We start from the raw sequence: 16,391 nt of genomic DNA, 5'->3' as shown, positions 1-16,391 counted from the left end.
CACGTTTAAAATGTCATGGTCCGGCGCGATGCCAGGATCTTTTGCAGGACGGCACAGTCGATATTCCCGGGAACCGGGCGTTCGCCGGTGACCATGGGCAGGAATTCGGTGTCGGGGATGTCGAGGAGCCTTTCATATTGGTCGATTTCATCGCCGGTCAAGGCGCCGATCTCGTTGTCGGCAAACGTACCGAGGATAAGGTCCATCTCGCGCATCCCGCGATGCCAGGAGCGGAACAACAGCTTGCGGCACCTGATATCCAGCCCCTCGCTTGATCGTTTCGTCCCGGTCATCGTGCCGCATCCTTCCTTGGTGCGGCGCATATAGCGTGGATAGAGGGCGGTGTCAGCCTTGCAACGCACGGGTGGGCGGCTAAACATCCCAGGTGTGAAGAACACTCCTGACAACGCTGGTGCCGGATACCGCCCGCACTTCACCCTCCCCCTTGTGGGGAGGGTCGGCGAGCACGCTTCGCAAAGCGAAGCGAGTGAGACGGGGTGGGGGTGCGGCGCTGACCTACCGACTTCCTCGAAAGTTAGCCGCGCACCTACCCCCACCCCGCTCCGCTTCGCGGATCGACCCTCCCCACAGGGGGGAGGGTAAAGCCATGCGCCCCTCCCTCCTCGACCCTCTCTTCGTGCCCATCACTTCGCTTGCCGGCGTCGGCCCCAAGGTTGGCGCTCTGATCGAGAAGGTGGTGGCGGCCGATCTCGGCGAACGGCCGGCGCGCGCCGGCGACCTGTTGTTCGTGCTGCCGCACACCGTCATCGACCGCCGCAATCGTCCCGGCATCGCGCTTGCGCCGGCCGGCTCCATCGTCACGCTCGACGTGCGCATCGACCGCCACCAGCCGCCGCCGCGCGGCAACCGGTCGGTGCCTTACCGCGTCTATGCCCATGACGACACCGGCGAGATCGGCCTGACCTTCTTCCACGCCCATGCCGCCTATCTCGAAAAAGCGATGCCGGTGGGCGAGCATGTCGTCGTCTCCGGCCGTATGGAATGGTTCAACGGCCGCCCGACCATGGTCCATCCCGACCATATCGCTTTGGCAGGTGACACTGAGAGCCTGCCGCTGGTCGAACCGGTCTATCCGCTCACTGCGGGCCTGTCCGGAAAAGTGCTGCGCCGCGCCATCGGCCAGGCGCTCGGCCGGCTGCCGGAATTGCCGGAGTGGCAGGACGCTGCCTTCATGCGCAACCAGACCTTTCCGGCCTTTGCCGACGCGCTCGCCCGGGTCCACTATCCCGCGGACCCGATCGATGTCGCCATCGAGGGGGTGGCATGGCGCCGCCTTGCCTATGACGAGCTTCTCGCCGGCCAGGTCTCGCTGGCATTGGTGCGGGCAAAAGTGCGCCGCCTGTCGGGCCGGCCGCTCATCGGCGACGGTCGCATCGTCGAGAAACTGCGCGCAGCCCTGCCCTATTCATTGACCGGCAGCCAGGAATTCGCGCTTGCCGAAATCAATGCCGATCTGGCCGACCCCGAGCGCATGCTGCGCCTGCTGCAAGGCGATGTCGGCTCCGGCAAGACGGTGGTGGCGCTGCTGGCCATGGGGCGCGCAGTCGAGGCCGGCGGCCAGGCGGCCTTGATGGCGCCGACCGAAATCCTGGCGCGCCAGCATCTGGCGACGATCACGCCTTTGGCCGAACAGGCCGGCCTGCGCGTCGCTATCCTGACCGGCCGCGAAAAGGGCCGCGAACGCACTGAAACGCTATCAGGTCTCGCCAGCGGCGAGATCGACATCGTCGTCGGCACCCATGCGCTGTTCCAGGAAACGGTGGCCTATCACGACCTCGTCTTTGCCGTGGTCGACGAGCAACACCGCTTCGGCGTCCACCAGCGGCTTGCCATCACCGCCAAGGGCGACGCCCCCGACATGCTGGTGATGACGGCGACGCCGATCCCGCGCACTCTGGTGCTGACCGCCTTCGGCGACATGGACGTCTCCAAGCTGACGGAAAAACCGATCGGCCGCCAGCCGATCCGCACCGTCACGCTGCCGCTGGAACGGCTGGACGAACTGGTCGGTCGCATGCTGGACGCGGTTGCCGACGGCCAAAAGATCTACTGGATCTGCCCGCTGGTCGAGGAATCCGAAGAGATCAAGCTGATGTCGGCCGAGGACCGATTTGCCTCGCTGCAGCCCTTGTTCGGCGATCGCATCGGCCTCGTCCACGGCCGCATGAAGGGCGCCGAAAAGGACGAGGCGATGCGCGCCTTCAAGGCCGGCGAAACCCGCATCCTGATCGCCACCACCGTCATCGAGGTCGGCGTCGACGTGCCGGATGCCACCATCATGGTCATCGAGCATGCCGAACGTTTTGGCCTGGCGCAACTGCACCAGTTGCGCGGCCGCGTCGGCCGCGGCGACAAGCCTTCTTCCTGCGTGCTGCTTTACAAGGACCCGCTCGGCGAGACGGCAAAACGCCGGCTGTCGGTGATGCGCGAGACCGAGGACGGTTTCCTGATCGCCGAAGAGGATCTGAAGCTGCGCGGCGAAGGCGAATTGCTCGGCACCCGCCAGTCCGGCACGCCGGGCTTCCAGGTGGCGCGCATCGAGGTGCACGCCGACTTGCTCGAAGCAGCCCGCGACGATGCAAGGCTGATCCTGTCGCGCGACCCGGAACTACAGTCTGAGCGCGGCGAGGCGCTGCGCCTGCTGCTCTATTTGTTCGGCCGCGACGAGGCCGTACGGCTCTTGCGCGCCGGCTGAGCGCCCTCGGCGATCAGCCCGCCAAGCGGCGGGTTGGCGAGATCTCCGTCGATCGGCTGGCCGTTCATAGTCACCATTTTCGGCTTGACTTCGGGCGCCACCAGCCCGGCCGAGACGATCAGCCTGGCGCCGTCCTCGATCGTCATGTCGAGCAGCACGATGTCGGATTTCGGCACGTACATCAGGAAACCGGTGGTAGGGTTCGGCGTGCACGGCATGAACACGGCGATCATCGGGTCGCCTGCATGGTCGAGCTTCTGGTTGATCTCGGTTTCCTTCTCGCTGGCGACGAAGACCAGCGACCAGACGCCTTTTCGCGGATATTCGACCAGCCCGACCTGGCGGAACATATCGCCCTTGTTCGACAGCACCGTCTGGAAAATCTGCTTCAGCGAACCGTAGATGCCGCGCACCAGCGGCATACGGCCAAGCAGCCGTTCGCCGAAATTGACGATGGCGCGACCGACGATGTTGGCGGTCATGAAGCCGATCAGCGTGATCAGCACGAGCGCCACGATCAGGCCGAAGCCGGGCACCGGAAACGGCAAATAGGTGTCGGGGCTGTAGCGCGCCGGAATGTACGGCTTCACCCAGGAATCGACCCAGCCGACGAACGACCAGGCGATATAGGCGGTGATCGCCAGCGGCGCGCAGACGATAAAGCCTGTGAGGAAATAGTTCCTCAGCCGGGTCATGCCTGAAGTTCTGGGAGCATCGGACATGGTTCACCGGGGACGCGGGTTGCAGCGCCACACTAGTGAAGCGGACGGCGCTTTGGAACTGCGAAGTTTTTTAGACCCCCGATGAGCGCCGACTACTCCACCGTCACCGATTTCGCCAGGTTGCGCGGCTGGTCGACGTCCGTCCCCATGAACACGGCGGCGTAGTAGGCCAGCATCTGGATCGGCAGCGCATAGATGATCGGCGAGATGATTTCCGGCACGTCGGGCAGGATGATCGTCTCCATCGTCTTGACGCTGACCTGCGCCGCGCCCTTGGCGTCGGTGATCAGGATGATCTTGCCGCCGCGCGCCGCCACTTCCTGCATGTTCGACACGGTTTTTTCGAAGATGCGATCATGCGGCGCGATGACGATGACCGGCATGTTCTCGTCGATCAGCGCGATCGGCCCGTGCTTCAGTTCGCCCGCGGCATAACCCTCGGCATGGATGTAAGAGATTTCCTTGAGTTTCAGCGCGCCTTCCATGGCCAGCGGGAAATTGGTGTCGCGTCCGAGATAGAGCACGTCCTTGTAGCGCGAGATTTCGCGCGCGATGCGCTCGATCTGCTCTTCGAGCTTCAGTACCTGGTTGGCGTAGCGAGGCGCCTCCGAAAGAGCGCGCACCAGCGTCTTTTCCTCATCCTTCGAGATCGTGCCGCGCGCCACACCCGCACGCACCGCCAGCGAGGCCAGCACCGAAAGCTGGCAGGTGAAAGCCTTGGTCGAGGCGACGCCGATCTCCGGCCCGGCCAGCGTCGGCAGCACGACGTCGGATTCGCGCGCCATGGTCGATTCGCGCACATTGACGATGGCGCCGATCTTCATGCCCGCCTTGCGGCAATAGCGCAGCGAGGCCAGCGTGTCGGCGGTTTCGCCGGACTGCGAGATGAAGAAGGCGGCATCATCCGCCGATAACGGCATTTCGCGGTAGCGGAATTCCGAGGCGACATCGATGTCGACCGGCAGCCGCGCATAGCGCTCGAACCAGTATTTGCTGATCAGGCCGGCTAGATAGGCGGTGCCGCAGGCCGAGATCGCCAGCCGGCCGATCTTGGCAAAGTCGAACGGCAGTTCCAGCGGCTTCGACACGCCAGAGACGAAATCGACATAGTGCGCCAGCGTATGCGAGATCACTTCGGGCTGTTCATGGATTTCCTTTTCCATGAAATGGCGGCGGTTGCCCTTGTCGACCATGAAGCTGGTCGACAGTGATTGCTGGCGCTTGCGGGCAACCTCTTTGCCGTCGATGTCGAAGATGGTGACGCCATCGCGGCGCACCACCGCCCAGTCGCCGTCTTCGAGGTAGGTGATGGAATTGGTGAACGGCGCCAGCGCGATGGCGTCGGAGCCCAGAAACATCTCGCCATCGCCATGGCCGACGGCCAGAGGCGGACCATTGCGGGCGCCGACGATGAGGTCCTCGTCGCCGGTGAACATGATGGCCAGCGCAAAGGCGCCTTCCAGCCGCTTCAGCGCCTGGTGCGCGGCCTCGATCGGCTTCAGCCCCTTGGCCAGTTCGCGCGCCACCAGATGCGCCACGACCTCGGTGTCGGTCTGCGACGAGAAGGAATAGCCGTCGCGGATCAGCTCATCGCGCAACTCGGCGAAATTCTCGATGATGCCGTTGTGAACGATGGCGACGCCGTTGGAAAAATGCGGATGGGCGTTGGTCTCGTTGGGCACGCCATGGGTCGCCCATCGCGTGTGGCCGATGCCGATGGTGCCGTCGAGCGGTTCTTCCTTCAGCCGGCGTTCGAGGTTGATGAGCTTGCCTTCGGCGCGGCGGCGGCCGAGCGCACCTTTCTCGACGGTGGCGACTCCGGCGGAGTCATAGCCACGATATTCAAGCCGCTTCAAAGCATCGACAATGAGCGGCGCGACTTGGCTCTGGCCGACAATTCCGACGATACCGCACATGCGCCTGCCCCCGATTCACCTGGAAAACCAGTCCCGATGGAAAACCAGCGTTATCTAGGGATTGCCGGCCCGCCGCGAAAGTCACTTTGCATTTCGTCTGGTGTAACGGAACGCTTCTCAACCCGATGCACCATGACACACCGCTCTTGCAATCCGGTTACCGCAATTCCTCGGTTGTTCAATTGCTTCGGCGGTTAATGGTCGGTGCCGGCCTTTTTCTTCGCCGCAGCGGCCGAGGCAAAGCGCTCGCGCAATTCCTTGCCTTTCCCGGGAATGGTCTTCTGGCGGGCGCGGCCGAAGGCCAGCGCATCGTCCGGCACGCTTTCGGTGATGACGCTGCCCGAGGCGATGTAGCCACCCTTGCCGATGGAAACCGGCGCCACCAGCGACGAGTTCGAGCCGACAAAGGCACCCTCGCCGATATCGGTGAAGAACTTTGAATAACCATCATAGTTGCAGGTGATGGTGCCGGCGCCGATATTGGCCCCCGCGCCCACACGGGCATCGCCGATATAGGTCAGATGATTGACCTTGGCGCCCTCCTCGATGACCGCCTGCTTGACCTCGCAGAAATTGCCGACCTTGGCCTTTTGCCTCAGATCGGCGCCAGGCCTGAGCCGCGCGAACGGACCGACGTCGCAATTGGAGGCGATGGTGGCGCCCTCTATGTGGCTGAAAGCGTGTATCTTGGCCCCGGTTGCAATTTTCACGCCCGGGCCGAACCAGACATTGGGCTCGACGATCGTGTCGGCGCCGATTTCGGTGTCGTGCGAGAAATACACCGTCTCCGGCGCGATCAGCGTTACGCCCGACAGCATGGCCTCGTAGCGCCGGCGCACCTGCCAGATGCCTTCCGCCTGCGCCAGCTCGGCCCGGTTGTTGATGCCGAGCGCGCTCTCGAAGCTCGTTTCGGTGGCGAGGACATCGAGCCCTTTCGCACTGGCGATCTCGACGATGTCGGTGAGATAGTACTCGCCCTTGGCGTTCTTGTTGCCAACCTGGTCGAGCAGGTCGAGCGCATGCTTGCCCGCCACCGCCATCATGCCGGCATTGCAGAAGCCGATCTTCTTTTCCTCGGCGGAGCAGTCCTTCTCCTCGCGGATGGCGGTGAGCTTGCCGCCCTTTTCGATCAGCCGGCCATAGCCGGTCGGGCTGGGCGGACGGAAACCGATCACTACGACGGCCGCGCCATCGGCAAGCTTTTGCCGCGCGGCCACTAGGGCTTCAGCATCGATCAGCGGCGTGTCGCCGAACATCACGAGAATATCGTCATAACCCTTTGATATCGCATCGCGCGCAGCCAGCACGGCATGCGCAGTGCCGAGCCGCTTCTCCTGCACGAAGGTCTCGGCCTTGGGCGCGAATTTCGCCGCCGCCTTGCGCATATCATCGGCGCCATGGCCGATCACCAGCGCCTGGCTGCGGGCGCCGGCGGCCTCGGCCGCTTTCACCACATGGGCGACCATTGGCAGTCCGGCGATCTGGTGCAGCACCTTCGGCATCGCGCTCTTCATGCGCGTGCCTTCACCGGCGGCGAGAATGACGGACAAGCAGGATCTCTGGCTCATGGAAGGACAACCGTATGAATGGGATCAGGAATCGCAGAGTGGTAGCATCTGGCGCCATGCTGCACCAATGGGGTTAAATTCCGGTGAGGTGATGAGGCAGTTCACTCTCGATCAGCGGATCTCTACCCCAGCCGGCCCAGCAGCGGAAAGGTCTCCAGCAGCCAGTAGGACACCGTCTGCACGCCGCCGGTGAGGAAGAACACGCCGGCGACGACCAGCAGCGCGCCGATCGCCTTTTCGACGCGGCCGAGATGGACGCGGAATTTGCCGAGGAAGCGCATGAAGGCGCCGGAGAACAGGGCAGCAATCAGGAACGGAATGCCGAGGCCAAGCGAATAGGCGGCAAGCAGAAGAGCGCCCTCGCCCACCGTCTCGCGGCCGCCGGCCAAGGTCAGGATCGGCCCCAGCACCGGGCCGATGCACGGCGTCCAGCCAAAGGCGAAGGCCAGCCCCATGACATAGGCGGCGACCATGCTGGCGGGCTTGCCCTGCGACTGGAAGCGCGCCTCGCGCGACAAAAGCGGGATGCGCAGGATGCCGAGGAAATTCAGCCNCGGGCTTGCCCTGCGACTGGAAGCGCGCCTCGCGCGACAAAAGCGGGATGCGCAGGATGCCGAGGAAATTCAGCCCCATCAGGATGATCAGCACCCCGGCAGCCATCGCCAGCGGCTCCTGCCAGACGCGCAGCCAGTGGCCGATGGTCGAGGCGCCGGCGCCAAGCGCCACGAACACGGTGGAGAAACCGAGTACGAAGGCGAGCGAGGAATAGATGAGCGCGCCGCGGGCGCCGGCCTTGGCCGTGACGCCGGCATCGTCACCGCGAAAATCGTCGACCGACACGCCGGCCATGTAGCAGAGATAGGGAGGCACCAGCGGCAGCACGCAAGGCGACAGGAACGAGATCGCCCCCGCTCCGACCGCGCTGACATAGCCGACGTCCAATGGCATTCCAGAACTCCAGATTCCCTGGCGCCGATATAGCGGTGCAAAATCGTGTTCGCCAATCACCATCGTGTGGCATTTGGCTACAGATACGGTCCGGCGGACGAATTGTTGGCGGCCAATCCCAAGTTGACCAAGCCGGGGAAGAAATGTCCCTCGCCGAGCGTTCACAGAGCGAAGCCGCGATTTCTGCGCGCTTCGTCGGATCACCAGGGAGATTTCCATGAAAACGATCACCGTCGGCCTGGCCGCCCTTCTGCTCAGCACCGCCGCATCCTTCGCCGCCGAAGCGTGGAAGGAAGCCGAAGTCGGTGGCACCAAGATCTACACCGATGCCAATGGCATGACGCTCTATACCTATGACAAGGACGAGAAGGGCAAGACCAACTGCTACGACAAATGCGCCACCAACTGGCCGCCGCTGAAGGCCGAGGACGGCGCTAAGGCGGACGACGAATGGACCATCGTCGACCGCACCGACGGCACCAAGATGTGGGCCTATGACGGCAAGCCGGTCTACACCTTCATCAAGGACAAGAAGGCCGGTGACATCACGGGCGACGGCGTCGGCGAAGTCTGGCACATCGTCAAGGCCGACTGATCGTCCGAACCTCTATCCCGCACCCCATCGGCGGGACTCGGCTGGCCGCCGGCTCCAAGCGACCCGGCGACCAGTTCGGCATTTACGCGCAGCACGAACTGGTCGCGGCGCCTTTCCCGGTGGCTCGAAACACGAACCGTCCCAGACAAAAATTTTGTGATCTTCTCCATACACTCTAAGAGTGTATTGCGGCACACGCCTCCGCATTTTGGCCGCTTGCCCTTGACCGATCGCAAAAGCGCGGCCATGTGAGCGACCAATTGAATGCGTCACGCAGCGGAATTCTTCTGCCGCCCCACAGCTGATATGAGACCTCATGGACGTCGTCGTCGTCGAATCGCCGGCCAAGGCAAAGACAATCAACAAGTATCTCGGCAAGAACTTCAAGGTTCTGGCCTCGTTCGGCCATGTCCGCGATCTGCCGGCCAAGGATGGTTCGGTGCGTCCCGACGAGGATTTCGCCATGTCCTGGGCGGTCGACACCGCTTCCGGAAAGCGTCTCACCGACATCGCCAACGCGGTCAAGGATGCCGATGGCCTGATCCTCGCCACGGATCCGGATCGCGAGGGCGAAGCCATTTCTTGGCACGTGCTGGAGGTGCTCAAGCAGAAGCGCGTGTTGAAGGACAAGCCGGTCAGCCGCGTCGTCTTCAATGCCATAACCAAGTCGTCGGTGCTGGAAGCGATGGCCAATCCGCGCCAGATCGATGCACCATTGGTCGATGCCTATCTGGCTCGCCGCGCACTCGATTATCTCGTCGGCTTCACGCTGTCGCCGGTGCTGTGGCGCAAATTGCCGGGCGCCCGTTCGGCCGGCCGCGTCCAGTCGGTGGCGCTGCGCCTGGTCTGCGACCGCGAATCCGAGATCGAGCGCTTCATCCGCGAGGAATACTGGCAGATCGCTGCCCTCCTCGGCACGCCACGTAACGACAGCTTCGAGGCGCGGCTGACCGCGTTCGAGCGCAAGAAGCTGCAGAAGCTCGACATCGCCAGCAAGGCGCAGGCCGACGATATCAAGGGCATGCTCGAAGGCGCGACCTTCAAGGCTCTGTCGGTGGAAGCCAAACCGACAAGGCGCAATCCTGGCCCGCCCTTCACCACGTCGACGCTGCAGCAGGCGGCATCGTCGGGCCTCGGCTTTTCGGCGACGCGCACCATGCAGGTGGCGCAGCGCCTCTATGAAGGCATGGAGATCGGCGGCGAGACTACCGGCCTGATCACCTATATGCGAACCGACGGCGTGCAGATGGCGCCGGAGGCGATCGACGCCGCCCGCGACACCATCGCCAAGGAATTCGGCCCAAGATACCTCCCGGAAAAGCCGCGCCAGTACACAGCCAAGGCTAAGAATGCCCAGGAAGCGCACGAGGCGGTCCGCCCGACCGATTTCATGCGCACGCCGGCTTCGGTCAGGCAGTATCTCGATTCCGACCAGCTGCGGCTTTACGAATTGATCTGGAAGCGCGCCATCGCCAGCCAGATGCAGTCGGCCGAGATCGAGCGTACCACGGTCGAAATCGAGGCGGTCAATGGCGCTCGCACCGCGGAGCTTCGCGCCGTCGGTTCCGTCGTTCGCTTCGACGGCTTCATCGCCGCCTACACCGACCAGAAGGACGACGACGCCGAAGACGAGGAAAACCGTCGTCTGCCCGAGATCCGTGCCGGCGAGCAGCTGGCCCGTCAGGCGATCAATGCCACCCAGCACACCACCGAGCCGCCGCCGCGCTACTCCGAGGCGTCGCTGATCAAGAAGCTGGAAGAGCTCGGCATCGGCCGTCCGTCGACCTACACCGCGATCCTGAAGACGTTGGAAGACCGTGACTACGTCACCATCGACAAGCGCCGGCTGGTGCCGCAGGCCAAGGGCCGGCTGCTGTCGGCTTTCCTCGAAAGCTTCTTCGAGCGCTATGTCGAATATGACTTCACGGCCTCACTCGAGGAAAAGCTTGACGAGATTTCCGACGGCAAGCTCGCCTGGAAGGACGTGCTTCGTGACTTCTGGAAAGATTTTTCCGGCGCCGTCGCCGACATCAAGGAACTGCGCGTCACTGACGTGCTCGACGCGCTGAACGAGGAACTGGCGCCGCTGGTGTTCCCCGCGCGGGAGGATGGCTCGAATCCCCGCATCTGCCCAAAATGCGGCTCCGGCAATCTGTCGCTGAAACTCGGCAAGTTCGGCGCCTTCGTCGGCTGCTCCAACTATCCGGAATGTTCCTTTACCCGCCAACTCGGCGATGCCGCCAACCCGAATGGCGAGAATGGCGGCGGCGAGGACGGCACCAAGGTCCTCGGCAAGGACCCCTACACGGCAGAGGAAATCACGCTGCGCTCAGGCCGCTTCGGTCCTTATATCCAGCGCGGCGACGGCAAGGAAGCCAAGCGCTCCAGCCTGCCCAAGGGCTGGACGCCCGACTCGATCGACCATGAAAAGGCCTTGGCGCTGCTGTCGCTGCCGCGCGATATCGGCAAGCACCCTGAATCCGGCAAGATGATCTCCGCCGGGCTTGGCCGCTATGGTCCATTCGTTTTGCATGATGGCATCTATGCCAATGTCGACAGCATAGAGGATGTGTTCTCGATCGGCCTCAACCGCGCTGTCACCGTGATCGCCGAGAAGCAGCTGAAGGGCAAGGGCGGCCGCAATGGCGGCACTGCGGCGGCGCTGAAGGAACTCGGCGACCATCCCGATGGCGGGGGCAAGATCGTCGTGCGCGATGGCAAATATGGGCCCTATGTCAACTACGGCAAGGTCAACGCGACACTGCCCAAGGGCAAGGATCCGCAGTCGGTGACCGTCGAGGACGCGCTGGCGCTGATCGCCGAGAAGGAAGCCAAGGGCGGCGGCAAGAAGCCGTTCCGCAAGGCGGCAGCCGCCAAGGCCCCCACAGCCAAGAAAACCACTGCCAAAACAACCACTGGCAAGAAAACCACAGCCAAGAAGTCGGCGACCAAGAAGCCGGCGGCGAAGAAAAAGGGATAGCAGCGTGGCGCGCAGGATCACCGGTAGAAGCCACGGCGATCCGCGCACCGCCGACACGAGGGCCAAGGTCAAGGACGACTACAGGCCCTCGCGTGACGAAATCCTGCGCTACATCGCCGAGAACCCCGACCGCGCGGGAAAACGCGACATCGCCAAGGCGTTTGCCTTGCGCGGCGACGACCGCATCTGGCTGAAGGACATTCTGCGCGACCTGCAGGACGAAGGCATCCTGACCAAGGAGCGCAAACGGCTGGCCCGTGTCGGCGCCTTGTCGCATGTCGCCGTACTCGACATTTTTGGCCGCGATGGCGACGGCATCCTGCTGGCGCATCCTGCCGAGCCCGTAGGCACCGGCGAACCGCCCGTCGTCTCGATCCGCGTCTCGCGCGGCGGCAATGGCCCGCAGCCGGGCATCGGCGACCGTGTGCTGGCCAAGACCTTCCCGACCGACGATGCGACCGGGCCCGCCTATACGGGCCGCGTAATGAAGATTTTCGAGAAGCGGACAGATGCCGTGCTGGGCGTCTTTCGTATCCTTCAGGACGGCACCTTCCGCATCGAGCCGGTGGAACGTCGCCAGCCCGAACTGATCGTCGACAAGGAATTCCAGAACGGCGCCAGGAACGGCGACCTTGTCGAGGTCGAGCCCGCGCGGGCCTCCCGGTATGGTTTGCCGCGCGCAAAAGTGGTGGCGGTGCTGGGCTCGCTGACCAGCGAAAAGGCGGTCTCGATGATCGCCATCCACGCGCACGACATTCCGCATATCTTCCCGGCCGACGTCATCGCCGAATCCGAGGCGGTAAAACCGGCGACGCTTGCTCACCGCGAGGACTGGCGCGACCTGCCGCTGGTGACCATCGACCCGGCCGACGCCAAGGACCATGACGACGCCGTCTTCGCCACGCCCGACCTCGACGAGAAGAACCCCGGCGGCGTGATCGCCACGGTGGCGATCGCCGATGTTGCAGCCTATGTCCGCTATGGCACCGCACTCGATCGCGAGGCGCTGAAACGCGGCAATTCTGTCTATTTCCCCGACCGCGTCGTGCCGATGCTGCCAGAGCGCATCTCCAACGACCTGTGCTCGCTGCGCGAAGGCCAGGACCGTCCCGCGCTTGCCGTGCGCATGATTTTTGCCGCCGATGGCCGCAAGCTGCGTCACACCTTCCACCGCGTCATGATGAAATCGGCGGCAAAGCTCGCCTATCCGCAGGCCCAGGCCGCGATAGACGGCCTTCCTGACGACAAGACCGGCCCGATCCTCGATACGGTGCTGAAGCCGCTGTGGGACGCCTACGCCATCCTCAAGCGCGGCCGCGATGGCCGCCAGCCACTCGAGCTTGATCTGCCCGAGCGCAAGATCCTGCTCAAGCCGGACGGCACCGTCGACCGCGTCGTCGTCCCGGAGCGGCTCGACGCCCACAAGCTGATCGAAGAATTCATGATCCAGGCCAATGTCGCCGCCGCCGAAACGCTGGAAGCGAAGAAGCAGGCGCTGGTCTACCGCGTCCACGATGCGCCGTCGCTGGCCAAGCAGGAATCGCTGCGCGAGTTCCTGCAGACGCTCGGCCTGTCGCTGGCGCGTGGCGCGCAGATGCGGCCCGCCCAGTTCAACGGCATTCTCGAGCGCGTGCGTGGCGCCGACAATGAGGGGCTGGTCAACGAAGTGGTGCTGCGCTCGCAGAGTCAGGCCGAATATTCGCCCAAGAACATCGGCCATTTCGGCCTCAACCTGAAGCGCTACGCGCATTTCACCTCGCCGATCCGCCGCTATGCCGATCTGATCGTGCATCGCGGGCTGATTGCCGCACTTGGGCTCGGCCCTGGCGGGCTGACGCAGGACGAAGAGACGCGGCTGGAAGACGTCGCGGTGCTGATCTCCGGCACCGAGCGCCGCGCCATGGCGGCCGAGCGCGACACCGTCGACCGGCTGATCGCTGCCTACCTCGCCGAGCGCATCGACGACCGGTTCGACGCCCGCATTTCGGGCGTCACCAAATCGGGACTATTTGTCCAATTGCCGCAGTTTGGCGCAGATGGCTTCATCCCGGTGTCAAGTCTGGATGGCGATTACTATATATATGACGAAACCGCGCGATCGCTGTTCGGAGAACGCACCGGCAAGGGCTATCAGCTTGCCGACCGCGTCGAGGTTCGCCTGATCGAGGTGGCGCCTATGGCCGGCGCGATGCGTTTCGAGATGCTGACCGACCCGAAGCCCCTGCCCGGCTCCAAACGGTCGTTTCACAAGGCAAAAGGCCGCGCCCGCGCGTCGCAATCGCGCCCGGGGTCGCGCGGCAGGAGACGATAATGGCAAGCGAAATGGGAATCCAGAAGCAGGTTTTCGGCGGCGAACATCATTCGGGCCGAGTCGCCCGCCCGCTGTGGACGGCGATGAAGCGCGGCGCCCTTGGCCGCTGCCCGCATTGCGGCGAAGGCAGGTTGTTCGCCGGCTTCACCAAAAGTGTCGACAAATGCGCCGTGTGCGGTGAGGAGTTCCACCACCACCGCGCCGACGACCTGCCCGCTTATCTCGTCATCGTCATTGTCGGCCACATCGTTCTCGGCGCCTTCATGGGCGTTGAGGCGACCTCGACGCTCTCCATGTGGCAGCACATCGCCATTTGGGTGCCGTTGACCATCGTGCTGTCGGTCGCTCTGCTGCAACCGGTCAAGGGCGCCGTCATCGGACTGCAATGGGCGCTCTATATGCACGGCTTCGGCGGCGAAAAAGACGGCACCGAGCCGCATCCCGGAACCTAGTTTGCGTCAGGGCAATGTCGCCTGGCGCAACATGCCGACCGTGAAAGGCCACTTTCGTTTGCCAGAAGTTTCCGCTAGGTCCTGCGCATGGAAGGTATGACCAAGGCGGAAGTCAGCAGGATGGACCGTGGCGCAGCCGCCCACAGCGGCCTGCCCATACGCCCGCGCGATGCCGCCACCCTGATCCTGCTCGACCGCGAGGGCGACGAGATTCTGGTGCTGATGGGCCGGCGCCATGCAGGCCACGCCTTCATGCCCGGCAAGTTCGTCTTTCCCGGCGGCCGCACCGATTCGGCCGACAGCCGCATAGCCGTTGCCACCCCATTGCTCCCGGAGGAAGAAGCCAGGCTGACCGCCGGCGTCGGCCGCATCAGCCCGTCGCGGGCCCGTGCCATCGCGCTCTCGGCCATCCGCGAGACTTATGAGGAAGCCGGCCTGCTCATCGGCCGCAAAGGCTCGTTCGCAACCGACAAGCGCGACTGGCAGGGCTTTGTCGAGCACGGCGTCCAGCCTTCGCTGGCGCCGCTGCGCTTCATCGCCCGCGCCATCACCCCGCCCAATCGCGTGCGTCGTTTCGACACCCGCTTCTTCAGCGCCTGGCGCAGCGATGTCGCCGTGGAACTGCCGGGTGGCGGCCCGACCAATGAGCTGGAAGAACTGGTCTGGCTGCCGCTTGCCAAGGCCAGAGAGGCCGATATCCCCGACATCACCCGAACGATCTTGCAGGAGCTGGAGACGCGGCTTGCCGGCGATCCGCGCCTGCGACCCGGTGGGTCCGTGCCGTTCTACCGGCTTATCCGCAACCGCTTCGTTCGCGAAATTCTTTAGAGCAATTCCAGGAAAAGTGTGACGCGGTTTTCCGTCCGGAATTACGCAATATCAAACAGACAGAGTATTCAGGCATCACATGACGGTCGATACCCAGCAAGAGGGCGACGAGCGCGTACATTGGCTACCGATGATCGCCGCGATCTCGTCGATCAGCGTCGTCGGCATCGCCATAGGCCTCGGCATGCCGCTGCTCAGCGTTATTCTCGAGAGCCGCGGCCACTCGGCATCGATGATCGGCCTCAACACCGCGGTCGCCGGCCTTGCCTCGATCGCCGGCGCCCCGCTGGCCACGCCGCTGGCGATGCGCTTCGGCGTCGCCTGGACGATGATCGCCATGATCGCCGCCGGCGCGCTCGCCTTTGTCGGCTTCCACTTCGCGCCGGACTTCTGGATGTGGTTCCCACTACGCGTCGTGCTGCACATCGCGCTGACGGTGCTGTTCATCCTGTCGGAATTCTGGATCAGCACCTCGGCGCCGCCGCGCCGGCGCGGCCTGGTGCTCGGCATCTACGCCACAGTGCTGTCGCTCGGCTTCGCCGCCGGGCCATGGATCTTCGCCCATATCGGCAGCACCGGCTTCTTGCCGTTTGGCGTCATCATCGTCCTGGTCGCGCTGGCCGCAATCCCGGTGCTGGCCGCACGGAATGAAAGTCCCACAATCGTGGTTGACGGCGAAACCAGCAACTTCCTGCGCTACATCTGGCTGGTGCCGACAGCGACCGCCGCCGTGCTGGTGTTCGGCGCCGTCGAGACCGGCGGCTTTGCGCTGTTCCCCGTCTATGGCAACCGCATCGGCTATTCCGAGGCGGATGCAGCCCTCCTGCTCACCATGATCGGCCTCGGCAACGTGCTGTTGCAGATCCCTATCGGCATGATCAGCGACCGCGTCTCAGACCGCCGCTATCTGCTTTTGGCCTGTGCCACGGTCGGACTTGCCGGCACCATCTTCATGCCGTTCTTCGCCGGCAATTGGCACCTGATGGCGGCGCTTCTGTTTGTCTGGGGCGGCGTGGTGGCCGCCATGTACACGATCGGCCTTGCCCATCTGGGCTCGCAGCTCTCCGGCCATGAACTGGCCTCGGCCAATGCCGCCTTCGTGCTCTGCTACGGCGTCGGCATGGTGCTTGGCCCGCAGGCGATCGGCATCGGCATGGATGCCTTCGGGCCCTCCGGCTTCGGCTGGTCGCTCGGCCTGTTCTTTGCCGCCTATATCGCCTTGGTCAGCGCCAGGCTGGTCCGCAAGATCTGGTAGCCTGTCCGTCGCCAGCCTGCGCAATCCTGACGGGATGTCGCCGCTGCTGACAGAACTGTGTCAGGAGACCTCAGCTAAAAGGGTGTCCCAAAAAACCCGA

General features: G+C 64.0%; 11 protein-coding genes and 1 pseudogene. 7 read left to right on the top strand and 5 right to left on the bottom strand.

What is annotated here, in order from left to right:
- Positions 1-5 precede the first annotated feature (5 nt).
- On the bottom strand, positions 6-293 hold the full coding sequence (locus tag X751_RS150350; protein ID WP_023704554.1) for a succinate dehydrogenase assembly factor 2: 288 nt from the start codon (positions 291-293) through the stop codon (positions 6-8).
- A 314-nt stretch (positions 294-607) separates the two neighbouring features.
- Here X751_RS150350 and recG point away from each other — a divergent pair, with 314 nt between their 5' ends.
- Positions 608-2,716 carry an ATP-dependent DNA helicase RecG gene (recG, locus tag X751_RS150355; protein WP_023744819.1) on the top strand — a complete coding sequence of 703 codons (2,109 nt, stop codon included), beginning with the start codon at positions 608-610 and terminating at the stop codon, positions 2,714-2,716.
- Here the strand turns inward: recG and X751_RS150360 are convergent.
- The 4 genes and pseudogenes from X751_RS150360 to X751_RS01000000163800 form a co-directional block, all read right to left on the bottom strand.
- Positions 2,668-3,438, bottom strand: coding sequence for a DUF502 domain-containing protein (locus X751_RS150360; RefSeq protein ID WP_031193123.1), 771 nt, complete (start codon positions 3,436-3,438; stop codon positions 2,668-2,670). The genes recG and X751_RS150360 overlap by 49 nt on opposite strands.
- 92 nt (positions 3,439-3,530) lie before the next feature.
- A complete protein-coding gene (glmS, locus tag X751_RS150365) occupies positions 3,531-5,354 on the bottom strand; it encodes a glutamine--fructose-6-phosphate transaminase (isomerizing) (RefSeq protein ID WP_023701181.1) in 1,824 nt (607 codons plus the stop codon).
- 194 nt (positions 5,355-5,548) lie between these two features.
- Entirely contained in the window at positions 5,549-6,922 is a 1,374-nt protein-coding gene (gene glmU, locus X751_RS150370) for a bifunctional UDP-N-acetylglucosamine diphosphorylase/glucosamine-1-phosphate N-acetyltransferase GlmU (protein WP_023744818.1), read from the bottom strand.
- Positions 6,923-7,044: 122 nt separating this feature from the next.
- A pseudogene (locus X751_RS01000000163800) lies at positions 7,045-7,870 on the bottom strand (cytochrome c biogenesis CcdA family protein).
- 217 nt (positions 7,871-8,087) lie between these two features.
- Between X751_RS01000000163800 and X751_RS150375 the strand changes: the two are divergent.
- From X751_RS150375 to X751_RS150400, 6 genes are all read left to right on the top strand, one after another.
- Positions 8,088-8,465 carry a hypothetical protein gene (locus X751_RS150375; protein WP_023725729.1) on the top strand — a complete coding sequence of 126 codons (378 nt, stop codon included), beginning with the start codon at positions 8,088-8,090 and terminating at the stop codon, positions 8,463-8,465.
- A gap of 316 nt (positions 8,466-8,781) precedes the next feature.
- Positions 8,782-11,445, top strand: a complete 2,664-nt coding sequence (topA, locus tag X751_RS150380; RefSeq protein ID WP_023695425.1) for a type I DNA topoisomerase — start codon at positions 8,782-8,784, stop codon at positions 11,443-11,445.
- Between the two features lie 4 nt (positions 11,446-11,449).
- Positions 11,450-13,756: a ribonuclease R gene (rnr, locus tag X751_RS150385; protein WP_023744817.1), complete on the top strand. Its 2,307-nt coding sequence runs from the start codon at positions 11,450-11,452 to the stop codon at positions 13,754-13,756.
- On the top strand, positions 13,756-14,208 hold the full coding sequence (locus tag X751_RS150390) for a DUF983 domain-containing protein (protein WP_031194788.1): 453 nt from the start codon (positions 13,756-13,758) through the stop codon (positions 14,206-14,208). The genes rnr and X751_RS150390 overlap by 1 nt, the downstream gene beginning before the upstream one ends.
- A gap of 87 nt (positions 14,209-14,295) precedes the next feature.
- Positions 14,296-15,036, top strand: a complete 741-nt coding sequence (locus X751_RS150395) for an NUDIX hydrolase (RefSeq protein WP_023710624.1) — start codon at positions 14,296-14,298, stop codon at positions 15,034-15,036.
- Between the two features lie 79 nt (positions 15,037-15,115).
- A complete protein-coding gene (locus tag X751_RS150400) occupies positions 15,116-16,291 on the top strand; it encodes an MFS transporter (protein WP_023681570.1) in 1,176 nt (391 codons plus the stop codon).
- The last annotated feature ends 100 nt before the right edge of the window (positions 16,292-16,391 follow it).

It is taken from the genome of Mesorhizobium sp. LNJC394B00 (assembly GCF_000502555.1).
Lineage (GTDB): Bacteria > Pseudomonadota > Alphaproteobacteria > Rhizobiales > Rhizobiaceae > Mesorhizobium.
The sequence above is the reverse complement of the archived record's forward strand: the minus strand, read 5'-3'. Positions and strand labels throughout refer to the sequence as shown.